18 protein-coding genes and 1 riboswitch are annotated in these 18,056 nt (G+C 45.0%); all 18 genes read left to right on the top strand.

The window, feature by feature from the left end:
- The first annotated feature begins 203 nt into the window (after positions 1–203).
- The 18 genes from ACUUJN_RS14520 to ACUUJN_RS14435 all read left to right on the top strand — a co-directional run bounded on the left by ACUUJN_RS14520 (position 204) and on the right by ACUUJN_RS14435 (position 17,789).
- Positions 204–1,052 (top strand): TIGR01457 family HAD-type hydrolase, encoded by an 849-nt coding sequence (locus ACUUJN_RS14520; protein WP_081391290.1) that lies wholly within the window; start codon positions 204–206, stop codon positions 1,050–1,052.
- A gap of 70 nt (positions 1,053–1,122) precedes the next feature.
- Positions 1,123–1,941, top strand: coding sequence for an Fpg/Nei family DNA glycosylase (locus tag ACUUJN_RS14515; protein WP_484668623.1), 819 nt, complete (start codon positions 1,123–1,125; stop codon positions 1,939–1,941).
- A complete protein-coding gene (locus ACUUJN_RS14510; protein WP_179086226.1) occupies positions 1,931–2,779 on the top strand; it encodes a deoxyribonuclease IV in 849 nt (282 codons plus the stop codon). The genes ACUUJN_RS14515 and ACUUJN_RS14510 overlap by 11 nt, the downstream gene beginning before the upstream one ends.
- 72 nt (positions 2,780–2,851) lie before the next feature.
- Positions 2,852–3,190, top strand: a complete 339-nt coding sequence (locus ACUUJN_RS14505) for a cyclic-phosphate processing receiver domain-containing protein (protein WP_076295954.1) — start codon at positions 2,852–2,854, stop codon at positions 3,188–3,190.
- Positions 3,187–3,501 carry a thioredoxin family protein gene (locus ACUUJN_RS14500; RefSeq protein WP_023988994.1) on the top strand — a complete coding sequence of 105 codons (315 nt, stop codon included), beginning with the start codon at positions 3,187–3,189 and terminating at the stop codon, positions 3,499–3,501. The genes ACUUJN_RS14505 and ACUUJN_RS14500 overlap by 4 nt, the downstream gene beginning before the upstream one ends.
- Positions 3,498–4,271 (top strand): ABC transporter ATP-binding protein, encoded by a 774-nt coding sequence (locus tag ACUUJN_RS14495; protein ID WP_023988993.1) that lies wholly within the window; start codon positions 3,498–3,500, stop codon positions 4,269–4,271. The genes ACUUJN_RS14500 and ACUUJN_RS14495 overlap by 4 nt, the downstream gene beginning before the upstream one ends.
- Before the next feature lie 22 nt (positions 4,272–4,293).
- Positions 4,294–5,352: a 23S rRNA (cytidine(2498)-2'-O)-methyltransferase RlmM gene (locus ACUUJN_RS14490; protein WP_053326575.1), complete on the top strand. Its 1,059-nt coding sequence runs from the start codon at positions 4,294–4,296 to the stop codon at positions 5,350–5,352.
- A gap of 181 nt (positions 5,353–5,533) precedes the next feature.
- Positions 5,534–7,027 (top strand): serine/threonine-protein kinase, encoded by a 1,494-nt coding sequence (locus tag ACUUJN_RS14485; protein WP_080751676.1) that lies wholly within the window; start codon positions 5,534–5,536, stop codon positions 7,025–7,027.
- A 39-nt stretch (positions 7,028–7,066) separates the two neighbouring features.
- On the top strand, positions 7,067–8,053 hold the full coding sequence (locus tag ACUUJN_RS14480) for an SAF domain-containing protein (protein ID WP_023988990.1): 987 nt from the start codon (positions 7,067–7,069) through the stop codon (positions 8,051–8,053).
- Positions 8,054–8,075: 22 nt separating this feature from the next.
- Positions 8,076–8,789 (top strand): hypothetical protein, encoded by a 714-nt coding sequence (locus tag ACUUJN_RS14475; protein ID WP_023988989.1) that lies wholly within the window; start codon positions 8,076–8,078, stop codon positions 8,787–8,789.
- Entirely contained in the window at positions 8,786–9,643 is an 858-nt protein-coding gene (locus tag ACUUJN_RS14470; protein WP_023988988.1) for a hypothetical protein, read from the top strand. The genes ACUUJN_RS14475 and ACUUJN_RS14470 overlap by 4 nt, the downstream gene beginning before the upstream one ends.
- Positions 9,644–11,479 carry an ATPase, T2SS/T4P/T4SS family gene (locus ACUUJN_RS14465; RefSeq protein ID WP_023988987.1) on the top strand — a complete coding sequence of 612 codons (1,836 nt, stop codon included), beginning with the start codon at positions 9,644–9,646 and terminating at the stop codon, positions 11,477–11,479. It abuts the gene before it with no gap.
- On the top strand, positions 11,469–13,553 hold the full coding sequence (locus ACUUJN_RS14460) for a hypothetical protein (protein WP_484668622.1): 2,085 nt from the start codon (positions 11,469–11,471) through the stop codon (positions 13,551–13,553). The genes ACUUJN_RS14465 and ACUUJN_RS14460 overlap by 11 nt, the downstream gene beginning before the upstream one ends.
- A gap of 51 nt (positions 13,554–13,604) precedes the next feature.
- Positions 13,605–14,084, top strand: coding sequence for a hypothetical protein (locus ACUUJN_RS14455; RefSeq protein WP_023988985.1), 480 nt, complete (start codon positions 13,605–13,607; stop codon positions 14,082–14,084).
- 40 nt (positions 14,085–14,124) lie between these two features.
- Positions 14,125–14,520, top strand: a complete 396-nt coding sequence (locus tag ACUUJN_RS14450; protein ID WP_053325605.1) for a hypothetical protein — start codon at positions 14,125–14,127, stop codon at positions 14,518–14,520.
- 1 nt (position 14,521) lies between these two features.
- On the top strand, positions 14,522–15,076 hold the full coding sequence (locus ACUUJN_RS14445) for a hypothetical protein (RefSeq protein WP_053325604.1): 555 nt from the start codon (positions 14,522–14,524) through the stop codon (positions 15,074–15,076).
- Positions 15,063–16,052 carry a hypothetical protein gene (locus ACUUJN_RS14440; protein WP_484668621.1) on the top strand — a complete coding sequence of 330 codons (990 nt, stop codon included), beginning with the start codon at positions 15,063–15,065 and terminating at the stop codon, positions 16,050–16,052. Before ACUUJN_RS14445 ends, ACUUJN_RS14440 begins: the two co-directional genes overlap by 14 nt.
- A gap of 183 nt (positions 16,053–16,235) precedes the next feature.
- Positions 16,236–17,789: an ABC-F family ATP-binding cassette domain-containing protein gene (locus ACUUJN_RS14435; RefSeq protein ID WP_023988981.1), complete on the top strand. Its 1,554-nt coding sequence runs from the start codon at positions 16,236–16,238 to the stop codon at positions 17,787–17,789.
- Between the two features lie 93 nt (positions 17,790–17,882).
- A riboswitch (TPP riboswitch) is annotated at positions 17,883–17,991 on the top strand.
- Positions 17,992–18,056 lie beyond the last annotated feature (65 nt).

Here is an 18,056-nt window from a genome sequence, read left to right as displayed (position 1 = left end):
ATTTCGACGAAGAAGTGAACTTATGTCATGTGAAAGCGACGGCTTTTAGCGAGGAATGGCGCCATTTTGGAGGGTTTACCAGCAATTCATGGACTTCATAAGCATTTTTGACTTAAGATAGATGAGATGAATGGAGACGGCCGATTATTTTATGACCTGAATAATTAAGGTGGTTAAATAAGAAGGAGAACATCGTTCGTGGGATGAATTATAATTTTCAATGCTCTGATGTGAATGGATTTGAAGTGGGGGAGGGGATTGCGATAAAATCGTTACTAATTGATCTGGATGGAACACTTTATCATGGAAATCGGATGATCAAGGGTGCGGATCTGTTCATATCCCGATTGCGTACAGACCAGATACCTTATGCTTATGTTACAAACAATGCTTCACGCACACCCGAATCGGTGGCTGAGCATTTGGTTGGTATGGGAATTGAAGCGGCCAGCCATGAAGTATATACTTCGGCGTTAGCAGCTGCACAATATGTTGCACAGCAAAGTCCTGGAGCTCGTGTCTATTGTATTGGTGAAACAGGATTACGCGATGCACTCACAGGAGCCGGTTTGCAGCTTGTTGAGAACCATCCTGATTATGTGGTGCAGGGGATAGATCGTCAATTTACATATGATGCGCTGGCCGCTGCCATGCGTTGGATTCGGGAAGGAGCAACTTTTATTTTGACAAACCCGGATCTCCAATTGCCTTCACATGATGGGCTAACGCCAGGTGCAGGTACGATTGGAGCTGCAATTGAAGCAGCTTCACAGGTAAAGCCTATTGTCATCGGCAAGCCTTCAAGCGTATTGATGAACTATGCGCTGAACCGCTTAAACATTAGGGCGGATGAAGCTCTGGTTGTGGGCGATAATATGCTTACAGATATTGCGGCAGGTGCAGCAGCAGGTTGTAAAACAGCTCTGATCCTGTCGGGCGTGACGACCCGCGCTAATATGGATGAACATGTGCATACCGTTGGAGTGAAGCCTGACCTGATGTTTGAAAATCTCGCTGAACTGCAGGACTGGATGAAAGAAGAGCTGAAATAATAGAAAGTATATGTCTTACAAAACTTGCGAGAATTAAAAGCTATGTAGCTACGAAAGGAAAGATGTTGATATGCCGGAACTTCCTGAAATGGAAAACTACAGAATCTTATTATCAAAACAAATTTTGGACATTCCGATTACTGGAGTGAAGGTTAGCCGTGAAAAGTCCATTAATACTGAAGTGGAAACGTTTGAGAAGCAATTGCTGGGAACGACTGTTGTATATTTAGAACGTCGAGGCAAGCATTTGATTTTTCATTTAAACACGGGCGGGCGGCTCGTACTTCATCTGATGTTGGGAGGACTGTTATATCTGGGAACGGAGGAGCAGCGTCCAGATCGTACAGTTCAGATCGAATTAGATTTTAGTGGATTAAAGCTTTATTTTATCGGACTGCGCTTAGGTTATCTGCACTTACTGACGGCTAAAGAAACAGAGGAGGCTTTGTCAGACCTGGGACCTGATCCGTTAGACCGCCGCATGACATTGGAAAAGTTTACAGCACGGCTGAAGGGACGCCGGGGGATTTTGAAAACAACGCTGGTGAATCAGCAGATTTTTTCGGGTATTGGCAATTGTTATTCGGACGAAATTGCTTATATCGCCGGATTTACACCGGGTTCCAAAGTACAAAACATTGTGCAGTCCCCAGAAAAAGTGGAAAAACTATATCATGCCACTCAATCCGTACTACGTGAAGCTACTGCGGAAGGCGGGTACATGGAAATGCCTCTAATGGAGGGGGACACGCTAACAGGTGGATTTGATCATCAGTGTCGAGTATATGACCGCGAAGGAGAAGAATCTCCAAGTGGCGGAAAAATTGTAAGGGTTGAACTGGCGGGGAAAAAAGCATTTTATTGCCCGGTACAGCAGCATGATGCCTAAATTGCTCATCGGCTCCCATGTGAGTACGCGTGGTGGCTTTTCCAAAGCCGCTATGCGTGCGCGAGAGCAGGGGGGACGTTCATTTCAATATTTCCCGAAAAATCCTCGTAGTCTTAGACTGAAGGAATGGAGTGCTACTGATGCTGCTGCTTGCAACGCTTACTGTTTAGAGCACCAGCTTCAATCCATTGCTCATTCACCATATCCTGTTAATCCGGCTCATGGGTCCGAGCGTGGTCAGGAACTTTATGAGCTGACGATTGCTTCATTACGCAATGATCTGGATATTGCTGAAGCCTGTGGGTCAAAAGGGATCGTCGTTCATTTTGGGCATCTGCATTCGTCAGACCCACTAGAGGGCTATCGTAACATTATTAACTGTTTTAATGATGTGCTGGAAGGCTGGCAAGGAAAAGCTAAAATATTGATTGAAAATCAGGCGGGGGATCACGGGCCCATGGGAACCACGCTTGAGGAACTGGTGCAAATCCGTCAGTTGTGCCAGAATCCTGACAGTATCGGCTTTTGCTTTGACACTTGTCATGCGTATGCAGCGGGATTATGGAACGGTGGAATGGACGAGGCTTTGATCGAAAAAGGGAATCGTCTCGGCTATTGGTCAGCTCTGTGCGGAGTTCATTTGAACGATTCTAAATACCCGTATGGCTCTAAAAAAGACAGACATGCCCGTGTGGGCCAAGGCTACATTGGTACTCAAGGAATGCGTTGGATGACAGATCAGGATGCTGTAAGAGGTATTCCTATCGTTTTGGAGAGTGGGACGGGACCTGATGGGACACATCAGGAGGATATTCAAATGATTCTAAGCTGGGAGTAAATCGGTCTGATTGGTAATAACTATCTTTGAGGCTTGTGAGCTTGCATTTATGGGAAAAAGGAGGAGAAGTTGATGTATTTGTTTATGGACGATTATCGGCCTTGTCCTCCGGGCTTTAAGCTGGCAAGAGATGCGGATGAGTGTCTGCTGCTACTTCATGAATACCCTATTTCAATACTATCGCTAGATTATGATTTGGGTCCAGGTCAGCCTACGGGAAAGGATGTGGCTGCTGCTATCGCAGGGAAACGGTTATATCCACATGAAATTTACTTGCATTCCTCCAGTCCAGAGGGGCGGCGAGCCATGTACGAGCTACTCTATGCGAATAAGCCAGAGGGAGTCACCGTGCATAACGGGCCCATACCAGAGGAACGTATGCGAGAGATCAGAAAAGGGTCTGAACGATGAAAGAGATCGGACAAAAAGAGGTGCGCCGTGCCATATGGGAGGGATGCAAGCTGGCTTTGTTTGTGTACACTCCCATGTGTGGAACATGCGCGGCTGCCCGTAAAATGCTGGAGGTAGCAGAGTATTTGCTCCCTGAAGAAGCAGTGGTGCAGAGCAACATTAACTATATTCCTGAACTGGTACAGGAGTACCGGATATCCAGTGTTCCAGCGCTTCTTATATATAATGGTGAAAACAAAAATCCTGAAATCATCTACAAAATGGAATCTGTAGAACACTTGCTGAGCAAAATAAGGAGCGTGATGGAATGATATCCATGAAGAGCATTACGTTGCAGCGGGAAGAAAGACGGATTTTGGACGATGTAAGCCTGGACATACGAGAAGGTGAACATTGGGCTATTCTGGGTCGCAATGGTTCCGGTAAAACAACATTGCTGGAAATGATGACAGGGTATATGTTTCCAAGTCGTGGTACGGTTGAAGTCCTTGGGCAAATGTATGGTCAATGTGATGTGCGGGAAGTTCGCAAACAAATCGGATATATCAGCCAGACTTTGTTGGAAAAGCTGGCGCTAAAAGATCCCGTTTGGGAAGTGGTCGCTACAGGTGCGTATGCTTTTTTGCGCTTTTATCAGGAAATTCCGACAGAGGCAAAAGAAAAGGCCATATCTTTGCTGGAGGGTATGAATTTAGGCGACTTGATTCATCACCCGCTGGGGACGTTATCTCAAGGAGAACGTAAAAAGGTGATGCTGGCCCGCTCACTGATGGCAGAACCTCGTCTGCTAATTATGGACGAGCCTTGTGCCGGGTTGGATCTATTTGAGCGGGAAAAAATGCTGGTCGAGATTGATCGGCTCCGCAAGCGGGAGTTATCAGTGGTCTATGTGACTCATCACATTGAGGAGATTGTCCCCCTCTTTACGCATGTTGCATTGATTCGTGATGGTAAGGTCGCAGCAGCTGGCCCGAAAAAGGAAGTTTTAACGAAAGAATTGATTATGCACACATATGAAGTTCCGGTTGAGCTGGATTGGGATGGAGAACGCCCCTGGATTCGGGTGTGCACTGGAGGGTAATGTTATTTTGGAGGAACTATATATCAGTACAGATGAACAAAGTGAATCTACTTTGTCATCATCAAGATTTGTTTGTACAGCCAATCACGGTTTTGCACCCTATGCTCAAGAGGAGCTTAGAAGAATATTTGGCTCTGTTAAAAGCACGATGCTTTTACCTGGTGAAATTTTTCTGGCTACACTACCTGCGGAAGAAATTGAGGCAGTGAGGACAATTACAGGTCAGCCGCCGATGTTTTTACGTCACTTATTTCCTGTTCATTTTCAGGAAGAAGGAACGGACCTGGTTCAGGTACAGGAGCGTCTGGTTGCATTCATCCGTAACCGCAAGGAACTGATGGATCAACGTGTTTCTTTACAAGTGCGCAAAGGATCTAATAGCAGTTGGATTGAAAGCGCAGGTGCGCTCAAGCAGGCTTTGAGTGAACAATTAAGTGATCTACCTATGGAGCAGACAGTACAAGGCGCCGATCTTATTGTGTCCGTTTTTGCAGATACAGATACGTGGTATGCAGGTGTATCGCGTCCTGAGGACAATCTATCGGATTGGAGCGGAGGAGCGGTTCGTTTTCGAAAAGAAGATGGACAAATTTCTCGTGCCAAATTCAAGCTATTGGAAGCAGAAGCAACGTTCGGCATAGATTTTGCCGCTTTCCATCAGGGACTGGATATTGGGGCAGCACCGGGTGGATGGACTTCCTTCTTACTGGAACGGGGACTGAAAGTTACAGCGGTTGATCCGGCAAAGATGGAGCCATCACTGATGAAGTACGCCAATCTGACTTTTTTGCGTAAAAATGCAAGTGAAGTCAAATTTAAAGAGAATTCGTTCGATCTGCTGGTTTGTGATATGAGCTGGAGTCCTAAGCAAATGGCAAGGCTCGTTACTGATTTACTATATAGTTTGCGAAGTGGTGGTACTGCTATCGTTACGGTCAAGCTAATGCATAAAAAGCCTTTGGCGCTCATTCATGATGTAATTGCTTCATTTGAAGAGTCCGGCATGCAGATTCAACGAGCTAAGCAGCTATTCCATAACCGAGATGAGATCACCCTGTACATGATCAAGTATGGAAAATAATACTTTACAATGGATACAGGTATGCTATATAATAAATCCAAATTGTTCCTTAAAAAATAATAATCACGTTTAAATCAAGGGAAAGCATCCCGCGAAAACGGTTTTCATGACGACATGGAAATTTGATTTTGCGGCAGCTTTCCCTTTTTTGCGTTGTCTGCTTGAGAAAGGTGGTAGGAGAATAATGAAGCAACCATCACAGTTGGAATTCGGATCAATTATCGGTGAGCGTTACCGTATTGTTCGCACATTGGGTTCGGGAGGAATGAGCCGCGTGTTCATGGCAGAGGATTTAAAACTGCCAGGCAAGCAATGGGCGGTGAAGGAGTCGGTTGCCGGGCCACAAGTGATGAAGCTTGTACGCACGGAGGCAGAGATGCTGATTTCGCTAAGCCATCCACGTTTACCGAGAATTGTTGATTTTTTTGAGCATCCTCCATCTGGTGCGGTATATCTGGTCATGGATTACATCGAAGGAATTACGCTGGAAGCATACATGAAGGACTACCAAGGCTATATTCCACAGGAGCAAATCGTCCCATTCGCTTTGCAGGTACTGGATGTGTTGGACTATTTGCATACCCGTCAACCGCCAGTCATTTACCGGGATCTGAAACCAACGAATATTATGCTGACACCGGAAATGGAATTTATACTGATTGATTTTGGAATAGCGAGGAGCTATAAGGCTGAGGTGGATCAAGATACGGTAAAGCTGGGCACAGTGGGCTTCGCTGCTCCGGAGCAATATGGAGCTGGTCAGACGGATGCTCGTTCAGACTTATACAGTTTGGGAGCGCTGCTATTGTATCTTTGTACAGGAGGCAAATATAGCGAGTGGACTGCGGGAGTAGAAGGGTATATTCGCGGAGAATTGCCCCGCCATTTGATCCCAGTGATTCGAAAACTGCTGCGTCAGCATCCTGAGGAACGATTTCAATCTGCCGGGGAGGTCATTGGAGAACTGCGGCACAGTGCTGATTTTCAGCCTGCTCAACAAGGAATATCCGTTAATGATGCCTCATTGGATTATGCAGGTACAAGGGTAGTGGCTGTACTGGGTGTATCTGCCGGCTCCGGTGCTACGCATACAGCAATTGCGGTGAGCCACTATCTGGCTCGAAGGTCCCGCTCCGTAGCTTTGGTTGAGCTGCACAGCACAGCCAAAGCATTTGCCCGACTTCAAGAAGTCGTAGAAGGCACATCTGTTGGACAATCGAGTTCAAGTCGGCGTTTTGAAGTCGATGGAGTACATTACTGGCGACAAACATCTCGTGCGGATGTCATTTCTTTGTTGGGTGGTTCCTATAGATTTATCGTACTGGACCTGGGGAGTGGGCAGGACAATGAACGACTGGAAGAATTCTTGAGAGCCGATTATCCGCTCGTCGTTGGCTCAGGGGCCGAATGGAGAGTTCAGGATATAGCAGGGTTAGCCCGATCTCTTCAGCGCCATCCACAGCACAAATGGAATTACTGCTTGCCATTGGCAACCTCGGAGGCGGCCCGCAGGCTTCGTAAGGAGCTGGATCACAATAAAGTATTTGCTCTACCGTTCCACTCAGACCCCTTCGAACCGGATGATGAGATGGATCAGGTGTTGGACGAACTGTTTCGCGGAGTCATTCCAGATACCCGGAGAAGACGCTTCGTATTCCTTAAGCGACGGCGCTAGATAGAAGGTATATATCAAAAGAGGCAGGGGAGAAGTTGTGTGTCTAAGCTAAGAAAAAGCAGTAAACAAAAACTATACGCCGGTTGCATTGGCGCTGGGATTGTTGGCATTATCTTTGCTGGCTACCTTATGGTTAATATCCATCAAATGAATGAGGTCAGGAAACAGGCTGAGGTAGAGGCAGAACTGAAATGGAAAGTGTATGAACAGGAGCAACGAACCGCGAAAAAAGGCTGGGTGGTTGTCCGTGACATTTCTCCAGGTGAACAGATTGCATCTAATGATTTGAAGGGAATTAAAGTTCCCGGTTCTCAGGCTCCATCAAATTTGCTGGCAGATAAAAGTGAAGTTTCCGGAACCACAGCCAAGATTGAGCTTAAAAAAGGATCTGTGCTTACATCGGCTATGATAACTGCTGATGAACCCACACCTAAAGATTTACGCAACCGTGAGCTAAAGGTGGTGGTACTACCCAACAGCCTGAAGTCGGGGGACGAAGTGGATATTCGCATTCAATTTCCAACAGGTCAGGATTACATTCTATTATCTAAAAAGAAGATTTCCCGACTGGAAGGTCCAATTGTCTGGGTCACTTTGAATGAGCAGGAAATATTATCGCTTTCGAGCGCGATTGTTGATGCCTATCTGCATAAAGCATCCATTTATGCTCTGACATATGTCGATCCCCAATTTCAGCCCAAAGCAATCCCGACCTATCCGCCTAATGCGCAGGTGTTAGCGTTAATGAATAGTGATCCAAATTTGATACACATTGCTGAACAAAAGCTGTCCAAGCAGCTGCGGGATTCCCTTGAAAATGCAATTAATTCATCAAACAGTGTGATTTCAACACCTGTGGAAAGGAGTCTGAGTGAGGAAATTGCAGCTCAGCATGCGGGTGCTACTATAGAAAACCCAGCAAGCGGAATTGATGATACAAGAAATGAATATGAGAACGAGCAGGATCATCAAGAACAAACAAAGATTCTGACGCAGGACGGAAGCTCTGATCCGTATGCCAAATAAATGAGAGAAAAGGAACGGAAGTATGAAAACATGGATATTTGCCGGGCTTTGTGACAAAAGCGATACCTTGTTATACATCAGCAGCATATTAGCAGCTTCCGGCCAACAGGTACTGCTTGTGGATGCTACGCTGCGGGGACGGTATCGGTATAGCATAGGGATGCTTGACAAACCACTTCCCATTACGCAGTTTAGTGGTTTTGATGTAGCAATTGGATTTACAGCATGGGAAGACCTGCATATAGGTATGACGGCTGATCAGAAGGCAGAGCAGGCTTATGACATTGTTATTTTGGATGTAGAGTTACCTAATTTTTGCCCCATTTCTGTTTGGAAAAGGGCAGAACTCCGAGTTTGGGTCAGTGATTATAGCCGCATGCTAATGCATAACGGACAGAATTGGCTTGAGCATTTATTCAGTCAACCTGAATTTCCTAAAGATCTTGTATTTCACAAGCTTTTTTTACAGGCTGTGGATTGTGGTGTGGAGGAGCCGTACCTGTGGGAATACATGAACCATTTCCCAGCTTTTTGGCAGCAAGAGCCATATGTACTGCCATGGGATGAGGGGCTGCTTGCTCTGAAACTGGAAAATGAGCATAAAAAACAGCTACTACTAAAACCGCTATCCAGAACGTATAAGAAACAATTATGCCGTTGTATTGGGGAATGGATGAGTTGGGAATTAAAAGTGAGTCGTCGTGCGCTAAAGCGTGCGGAAAGGAGTAGAGCATGAGTACCATTTTGTTTTGGAGCCCCATTAAGGGGGCTAGTGGAAGTAGCTCTTTGGCGGCAGCAATAGCAATTACCATAGGCAATCTATATCGAGGAAGACTATTATTGACTCATTTGGGTCGTAAATATACCGGTATTGAATCAGGATTACCTATACAAGAGTATGGTATGGACGATCCAACCCTACAGCTTCAGGAAGGGGGCTGGGATGCTGCCGCACGTTTAGTTCTGCGAGGGACACTGTCTAAAGAAAATATTCGTAATTATACGACGCCTGTACTCGAACATACTTTGGATGTACTTGAGGGAACCTCCAGCTTTGGAGCTGCACCGCCGTTACTATCTCCAGGGCTTGTACGGGCAGTAATAGATACAGCGAATCAATATTATGATTTAACGCTGATTGATGCAGGAAGTGGAGCAGGGTGGGGGGCTGTACAGCATGAAGCATGTGCACGAGCCAAACTGGCCGTTCTTTCACTCACTCAGAATATGCGAGAGTTAGACGCTTATTTTGAATCTGTGTCTCCGTTATCTACCTATTCATCGTTACCCTTATTGATTGTACTTGGGAAATATGATGTGCATTCTCAAGTGAATGAAACGAATATTCGCAGGAGATATGGCTACAAAGGTGCTTTGTATACAGTCCCTTATAGCACCGGATTTATGGACGCATGGAACCGCAGGGATGTGATCGGCCATGTGCAGCGTGAGGTGCGAAGTGGAAAAGAGCAGCACCGCAAGCTTTTTATGCCCGTGAGATGGGCGCAGAGTATACGGCATATCAGCAAAGCTATTCTGGAGGCGGCAGAGTCCGATCTTCGGCTCAAGGCTTTGGAGAGGGGCGCTTAAATGCTGTCCGCTCAAATGATCAACGGATTGATTCTTACCTGTATAGTACTGATGTGCATCGTACTGATTATTGTTAAATACCGAGGGAATCTTCACTCGCGACATTCAACCCTTCGGGTAGAAAAAAAGAACGAAGATGCCACATTCGAAACATTAATAGAGTATATCAAAAATGCACTTCATGAACTAAGTCATAGCCAGATGGCGGATGCCGGATTGCATGAAGAGGAATATAGACGGCGTATCCATCAAAGGGCGGAACTACGCAGGGCGTTAAAGGACTGTGCCAATGGCAGCATGGGTGATAAACGTTTTGTTAAAAATCTGATGGCTGAGCTTCTGATTAACGGTTACGGCTTAAACGAGAAAATTGTCGATATTGTTATGCCATTCTCCCGACCTGAGTTGTTTAGCATACAGGATCAATTCGAAATTATATTTTACCAATACCAGCAGAAGTTTGGCGCTGATGCACTATCACGTTTACTGGATACTTATGACTTGGCCGAAATGAGGTATTCACAGCAAGGTGAAGAAGATGGAAGTTATCTCGTTACCGCAGAGGATATTCGTTATATCTATGACTGTGAGTACCGCCCTCTTTCCTTTTTGGAGAAAGTGGATATTATTGTCCAGCGGATTTATCAGCATTACAAAGGCTTTTCCGTCATTGATGATATTCGTGACCAGCGGATCGACGGTGTAAGTGGGGGCGTCAGTGGTATGCCGGAAGGTGGGATTCCTGCATCATCAGACTGGCCTTCGGATGGGTATGTATTTGAACAAACATCTGCGCCTACTGCCAATGGTTATGAGAGCGTATGGATCTTTTATAAAGGTAAAACTATCCATCTTTCGTTCCTTTCCTTCGGATCTGAGCGTGAACTTAAAAGGGTGTGCCAAAATATTTATAAATACAATTACCCGGGACAGCTTTCCGAAGCGAATGGTTATAAGGTCAACGAAATGAAGGATGGGTCACGGGTAGTGGTGGTGCGCCCTCCTTTCTCAGAATCGTGGGCTTTCTTTGTCCGTAAATTCGATATTCAAAGCGCATCGCTGGAACAGTTAATTAAGGGACAGAATGCTGATTTTCCAATCCAGTTACTTTCTTATTTAATGAAAGGCAGCCGGATTACTGCTATTACAGGCGCGCAGGGTTCAGGTAAGACGACGTTGTTAATGGCGATGGTCAAGCATATTTATGCTTCGTATACGCTTCGTGTTCAAGAAATGGCCTTTGAACTGCATCTACGCAGCATTTACAGTCGCCGTAACATTCTTACCTTTCGAGAAACGGACCATATTTCAGGACAACAAGGGCTTGACTTGCAGAAAAAAACAGATGGAACCGTCAATATACTAGGCGAAGTAGCAAGTGATGAAGTAGCTGCTTGGATGATTCAAATGTCGCAGGTTGCCAGTCTGTTCACCATTTTTACTCATCATGCCAAAACATTTCGTGATCTCGTGTTTTCACTTCGTAATTCATTGCTCAAAACAGGAGTATTTCAGCATGAAGGCATCGCTGAGGAACAGGTAGTTCATGTCATTAACTTTGATGTGCATCTCAAACGTGATGCGGAAGGGCGACGCTACATCGAACGGATCACAGAATGCGTGCCGCGTGACCCGGATCATACGGATGCAGGTTCCAATGCTTCATCGAGCTATAGTTATCGCCACGTTATGGAATATCGGAACGGAAGCTATATACCGATGGAGCCCCTAACTGCCAAAAGTGCAAAAGAAATGTGTGAGCAGATGAATGTAAAGGATGCCAGAGATTTCCGCAGTTTTTTGACCCGCTATTGGGAGGAAGACTATGAGTCTTAAAGAAATTTTATTATGGATTTTACTAATATCAGGTGGGAGCTTTGCGCTTCTATATATAGTTTTGTGGGGGTTGCGTAAGCGCGGTAGTCATGCAGTTCGCAGAGGACGAATTCATTCTGTTCAGGAAGGGCGCAAAGGAAAAGCGGTACTTCAACGTGAGCTGCAAGCCTTACTGCATAAGTTGTACACGCTGTGTATGAAGGTGCCTTTTTTATCTGGATACATCACAAGTGTACGTAAGCGACTAGCTGGTCAGCATGCCTACGATGAGTACAAGCTTCGCCTACAGACCATGAAGATGACGCTGTTCATCTGGGGGGCTTTTACTTGCAGTGGCGTTGTGCTGGTCATGATGAAGCCAGGAATAGAGTTTGCTATATTGGCTGTTTTATGCGGAGTGGTAATCAACAGTCTTATTTTGGATATGGCCATTAGCCGGATGGAAAAAAGGCTACTTGCACAGATGATCGAATTATTCGCCAATGTACGTCATTATTACCATCAGCACGGTATGGTGGAGGAAGCCATATCCGAAGCGGCCGATTTAGCTGAGGCAGAGGCTGGGAGACACGCACGACTCATCCATGAGGCGCTAACAGATGTTGATCCGCACGAAGCATTGGAAAGATACTATGAGTCGGCTCCTAATCGATTTTTAAAAGCTTTTGCCGGTATCTCATATATGGTAATGGAGTTTGGTGACCGGGTTGATGAGGGGGGCTCCATTTATTTGAAGGGGCTCGGCAGTCTCGCACGCGAAATCCAGTTGGAGTTGCTGCGAAGAAATAAACTGGACTATCTGTTAAAAAGTCTAAACGTGATCGCACTGGCACCTGTTTTCTTTACGACCCCAATCGAGACATGGGCGAGATCCAGCTTTCCATCCATGGATGAGTTTTATCAGGGAAAATTGGGTTATATAACGAAATTGTCCGTTTATATTGTGATAATCGTATCTTATTTCCTGTTACAGAAACTGCAACAGACCGATGAGACAGGATATCGTGCGGGTAGAGGCCGGAGGGTTTGGGAGCAGAAGCTATACCGTTTTCCCATCATTCGTAATGTGGTGGATTCTTTAATTCCGCGTCAGCATATGTCTTCTTATTTCCAAATAACCCGTCTATTAAAGGAAAGTGGTGCGGAGGTTAAGCTGGAGTGGCTCTACATACGCAGAATGGCTCTTTTTATCGTAGGATTGGTGCTCAGCATCAGTACGATATTTTTTTTACATGAAGCTGAGAAAACGCATATCCTTCACGCCCCAGTACAATCAGGTCAAATGTTTGGACGTTTAAGTCCGGTGGAGCAAAAAGAAGCTTTGAAGCAGAGTGAGATTGATCGCAAAATCATGCATTCGCTGAACATGAGGGCGAACAGCACATACGAACAAACGTACGTTGTTTTAGAGCATAATGCTAATGGAACTGCTACTCCTGAACAGCTATCCACAAATACTCGGCGTATCCTCCAAAAGCTGAAAGATTGGAATGATGAATACATCAAGTGGTGGGAAGTACTGATTAGTTTGATTGTTGGGTATGTAGCCTATCAAATGCCTATGCTTTTATTATATTTGCAACGAAAAATGCGTCGGTTGGATATGAGGCATGAGGTGTATCAATTTCAAACGGTTATTTCCATTTTACGGGTTATGGAACGAATGTCTGTCGAGGAGATATTGGAGTGGCTGAACAGATTTTCAGTTATATTCAAAAGACCTCTGCAAAAATGTTTGCTTCATTATGAACACGGGCCAGAGGCAGCTCTCGACTTGCTAAAAGAAGAGGCACCTTTGCCGGAATTTCAACGTCTAGTGGACAAGCTCCATTTGTCTTTGGGTAAAATTACGATTCGAGAGGCCTTCGATGATTTGGAATCCTATATGTCCTACTATTTCGAACAAAGAAAACAGGAGTATGAAAAAATAATAGACAGCAAGGCTATCTGGGGGAGGATGATTGGTTTTGCCCCGATGTATGGTCTTATCTTTTTATATTTGGTGATTCCGTTGATCGGTATGAGCTTTGTTCAAATGGATAACTATTATGAGCAAATACAAAAAATTCAGTGAAAAAGTTCTATTATGACTAATACAAAATAACAAGCTAAGGAGAGAAAAATAATGAATAACGCATCAACAGCTTTAAAGGTAGCCGCTGGGATATTTTTGACCATCGCTCTAATTACGATTGTAGTTATACTGTTTATTTCAGCCCAGGAGGCGACTAAAACGGCACAAAACAATTTTGCTGATATCCAGACCGAATTGTCGCAAGCCTCTTTTACGGTATATGATGGCACAACCATTAGCGGTTCCCAGGTGACCAATGCGCTGCGGAAGTTTCAGGGGAAGGACCAATTCGGCATTCAGATTAAAACCGGCAAAAATATGGCAGGCCAGTGGTACGGTAATGCTCTGAACATTAGCCCAGACAGTGAACAGTATGGCGCCGTGAATGGCGGCAGTGATAAGACTGGGAAAATCACGAATACGCTTAATGAGAAAGAGAATGAATACGTAAATCCAAGTGGCAAATTCAAGGCTGAAATCGTCAAGGACAAATCGAACGTTGTCCGTGGATTGTTGTTTACCCAGTCCTAAGCACTACAGTAAAGATAATAATCATAGGGGGGATGAGAGTATGTCTGATCACGCTTCAAGCATGCTGCGGCTTGGTGTGTCAGTTATTCTGTTCATAACCGCATGTGTAACGGCAGCAGACTTGTCCAGCCAGCTGGATGGTGCACTGGAATTAAGATCACAGCAGGAGGAGCATTCTGAAGGGCGAATAGCCCGTACTGCTGGGGTGGGGTTGCCGGAACGGATAAAAGGAACTCAGGTAATGCAGGCAATTCGCATGAACTTACAGGAGGGGATTTCGATTCATGTCGACGGAACAGAGTACGATGCGTATTCTGAACCGTTTGAGCCTGATGTATCGACCTTGGATGCTTCTTCTTTATATTCCATATACCCACAGCGTAATGGGAATGGGGACATAACATCTGTACGTTTTGAGAAATTGGAGGAGGAATGAAGTGGTTCAAACAATATCCAAGCTGTTGGGGGCACTGCTCGCTGTATTGCTTTTGTACATCGTACCCGCAGCTCAAGCTGCTGAACGGCAGGATGATATATCCGGGTTAAATACATATCATTCAACTGTACGTTTTGTTGATATGGTAAGAACCAAAGGTTACATTACACCGACGATGTATAACGATTTTATGCGTGATCTGGAATTGACAGGCAATATCTACGAAGTTGACTTGGAGCATATGCACAAAAAGTATGTACCGGACTATGCAGATGCCGCGAAGCCAGACAGTTTTCTGGGCAATTATGAAACTGTATATGATGGGTACTATAATCCGCAAATCTTACCTGTACTGTTTCCTGACAATCAGCAGCCAAAATCAGATCAGCTACGTCGGTATACCTTGATGGCCGGGGATTATTTTACGGTCCGGCTACATAATACGAATCGGACTCCTGCGGACTTGTACAAATCATGGCTTCTCGGTGGGGCAGATAGCGGAAAGCCGGCAGTTACAGCTTCTTACGGGGGCATGGTTCTGAATGAAGATTACTGATTTTGCAGTCATATTTATACTTTTGTTTTTGCCCTTTGGTGTAGTTAGTGACTTACGGGTCCAGAATCAGCGTGAAGTGCAGCAGCTAGAAATGAAATATACGTCGGCTCTCCGTACCGCAGTTCAGGATGCAGGGGTTATGCTCTCACAGAATGAACGTCAAGAACGCGAGGCCGGATACGGATCGGATAAGTTTTTTCGTGTAGATAAAGAAGCAGCGCTGCACACGTTCCTGCACACCCTTTTTCTTAATGTAGGCATTGATGGGGATATAGTAGCACAACGTGCATTATTGGATTACATACCAGCCATTGTAATTCTAGATTATGACGGTTATTATGCGTTCACTTCAGAAGCCTATACCGACGAGCATGGACAAGCTGCCATAGGTCCCAAATGGAGCGAAAAAAAGCCATATGCCTATGTTGATTCAGTAGGCAACAGTGTGGGGTTCACCTTGGATAATTATGTGCACGCATATGATGCGCGGAATCACAGGTGGGTGGAGGGCTTTCGAAAGGAACTTCAGGACCAGACCCCTATATCTTTACTGAATAATTCAGAAACTTTTGAGCAAATACGTCGTTCCACCATCGTTCGCAGCGTCCAAGAGGACCTGGCGCGAATTATTAATGTCCATAACGAAAAAGCTGCACGTAACGGCATAACTTATACGTTCACGCTACCGCTCATTCCGCAAGAGGAGTGGTACAACACAGTAGATGATGTGGGTCTGATCGCGTTTATCCAAGGCATTCCGGTCGGAGACAGGTATTACAATAACTATGGATTTGGTGGTGGGAGAGTCGTTAGAAAGCAAGACATTATAGGCGGCATAGAACCAGATACTGGGATGAAATATTTTTATAGAGATTCATGTCCAGCTCCCTTTAAAGCGAGTGAACGTTTTGCGGATGAAAAATCTGCAGCAGCTGCGGGATACTTTGAGTACAAATGTTATAATGGCTTAAAATAATCACCTTCATGGGTGGTTTTTCTTTTTTTAGGCAGATCCATATCAAAAACCTTAAAAATCGCTGTTTTCCATATTCCGATATGGTTGCAGAATGTGCTACAATAAAGCTTTGAAAGAAACGAAATGCATATGAAATAAGAACAGTCGGCAGCGCCGATGACAATAAGGAGCCAAAAACAGCTTATGAGTTTATTGACTGTAGAAAATGTATCTCACAACTTTGGGGACCGCGCATTATTTAAAAATGTTTCCTTTCGATTGCTTGCGGGGGAACGTGTAGGTTTGGTAGGAGCTAACGGTGTCGGTAAATCGACACTCATGAACATTCTGACTGGAAAATTGCTTAAGGATGAGGGTAAAGTGGAATGGACTCCACGTGTACGTTACGGCTATCTGGATCAGCATACCAAGCTGACACCGGGCAAAACGGTACGTGATGTTTTGAAAGACGCTTTTCTTCCTTTGTTGGAATTGGAAAAGGAAATGATGCAGATTACTGACAAAATGGGGGATGCTTCTCCTGAAGAGTTGGAAGTGCTGCTGGAACAGATGGGTGAAATTCAGGAGCAACTGGATATGGGGGATTTTTACCTCATTGATGTGAAGGTTGAAGAAATGGCGAATGGACTAGGTCTGTCGGCCATAGGACTGGACCGGGATGTATCTGCACTTAGCGGTGGGCAACGGACAAAGGTGCTTCTTGCTAAGTTGCTGTTGGAAAAGCCAAATGTCCTGCTGCTGGATGAGCCTACCAACTATTTGGATGTAGAGCATATTGAATGGCTTACGCGCTATTTGAAGGATTATCCCTATGCTTTTATTCTTATTTCACATGATACTGAGTTTATGAACCAGGTCGTTAATGTTATTTACCATCTTGAATTTGCCAAGATGACCCGTTATTCAGCTAACTATGAAAAGTTTCTTGAAATGGCGGATCTGAACAAAGCTCAGCATATTGATGCTTATGAGAAGCAACAGGACTTTATTAAGAAACAGGAAGATTTTATTCAGCGTAATAAAGCGCGTGCCTCTACATCAGGCCGAGCAAAGAGCCGTGAAAAGCAACTTGATCGGATCGAACGTATAGATAAGCCTGAAGAAGCTGCGAAGCCAACCTTTCAATTCAAAGAAGCACGTGCAAGCGGAAAGACGGTATTTGAGGGTATTGATTTTGAGATTGGTTATACGCATGCCCTTTTGCCTAAAATGTCCATGACGATTGAACGTGGCGAAAAGATTGCTATTGTTGGCTACAACGGTGTCGGTAAATCGACATTGCTCAAAACCATATTGGGAAAAATACCGCCAATCAGTGGAAAAACCTATCAAGGTGATTTTTTGCAGCCCGCTTATTTTGAGCAGGAAGTAAAGGCGGAGAAAATTACACCGATTGACGATGTGTGGAATGAATTCCCACATTTGAACCAGCATGAGGTACGAGCGCATTTGGCGCGTTGCGGTTTAAAGAATGAGCATATCACGCGTCCGCTATCTGCGCTCAGTGGTGGAGAACAGGCTAAAGTCCGTCTTTGCAAACTGTTAATGCGTGAAAGCAACTGGGTACTGTTCGATGAGCCTACCAACCACTTGGATGTTAAAGCTAAGGATGAGCTGAAACGTGCCTTGAAGGAATACAAAGGGACCGTATTGCTTGTATCTCACGAACCGGACTTTTACGAGGATTGGGTAACCAAAACGTGGAATGTGGAAGAGTGGTCAAGTAAAGTTAACTAACATCAACTAAATCCAATTCTGCATATTTCACACGAAGTGGGGTTTGCAGAATTAGGAAAATATGCTAAGCTATCTTTAGCTTATACAATAAAATAGTCACACTAGGGGAGCCGCCCATGCGGCTGAGACGGAATAAATGGATTTCGGACCCTTTGCACCTGATCTGGGTTATGCCAGCGTAGGGAAGTGAGCGCCGTACAAACAAGGCAACACCATCTTATTTTTGTTTGTGCGTGGGACGATACACGTATACGGATATCATTGTCC

This window comes from Paenibacillus sp. LRG-1 (assembly GCF_057220305.1).
The sequence above is the reverse complement of the archived record's forward strand: the minus strand, read 5'-3'. Positions and strand labels throughout refer to the sequence as shown.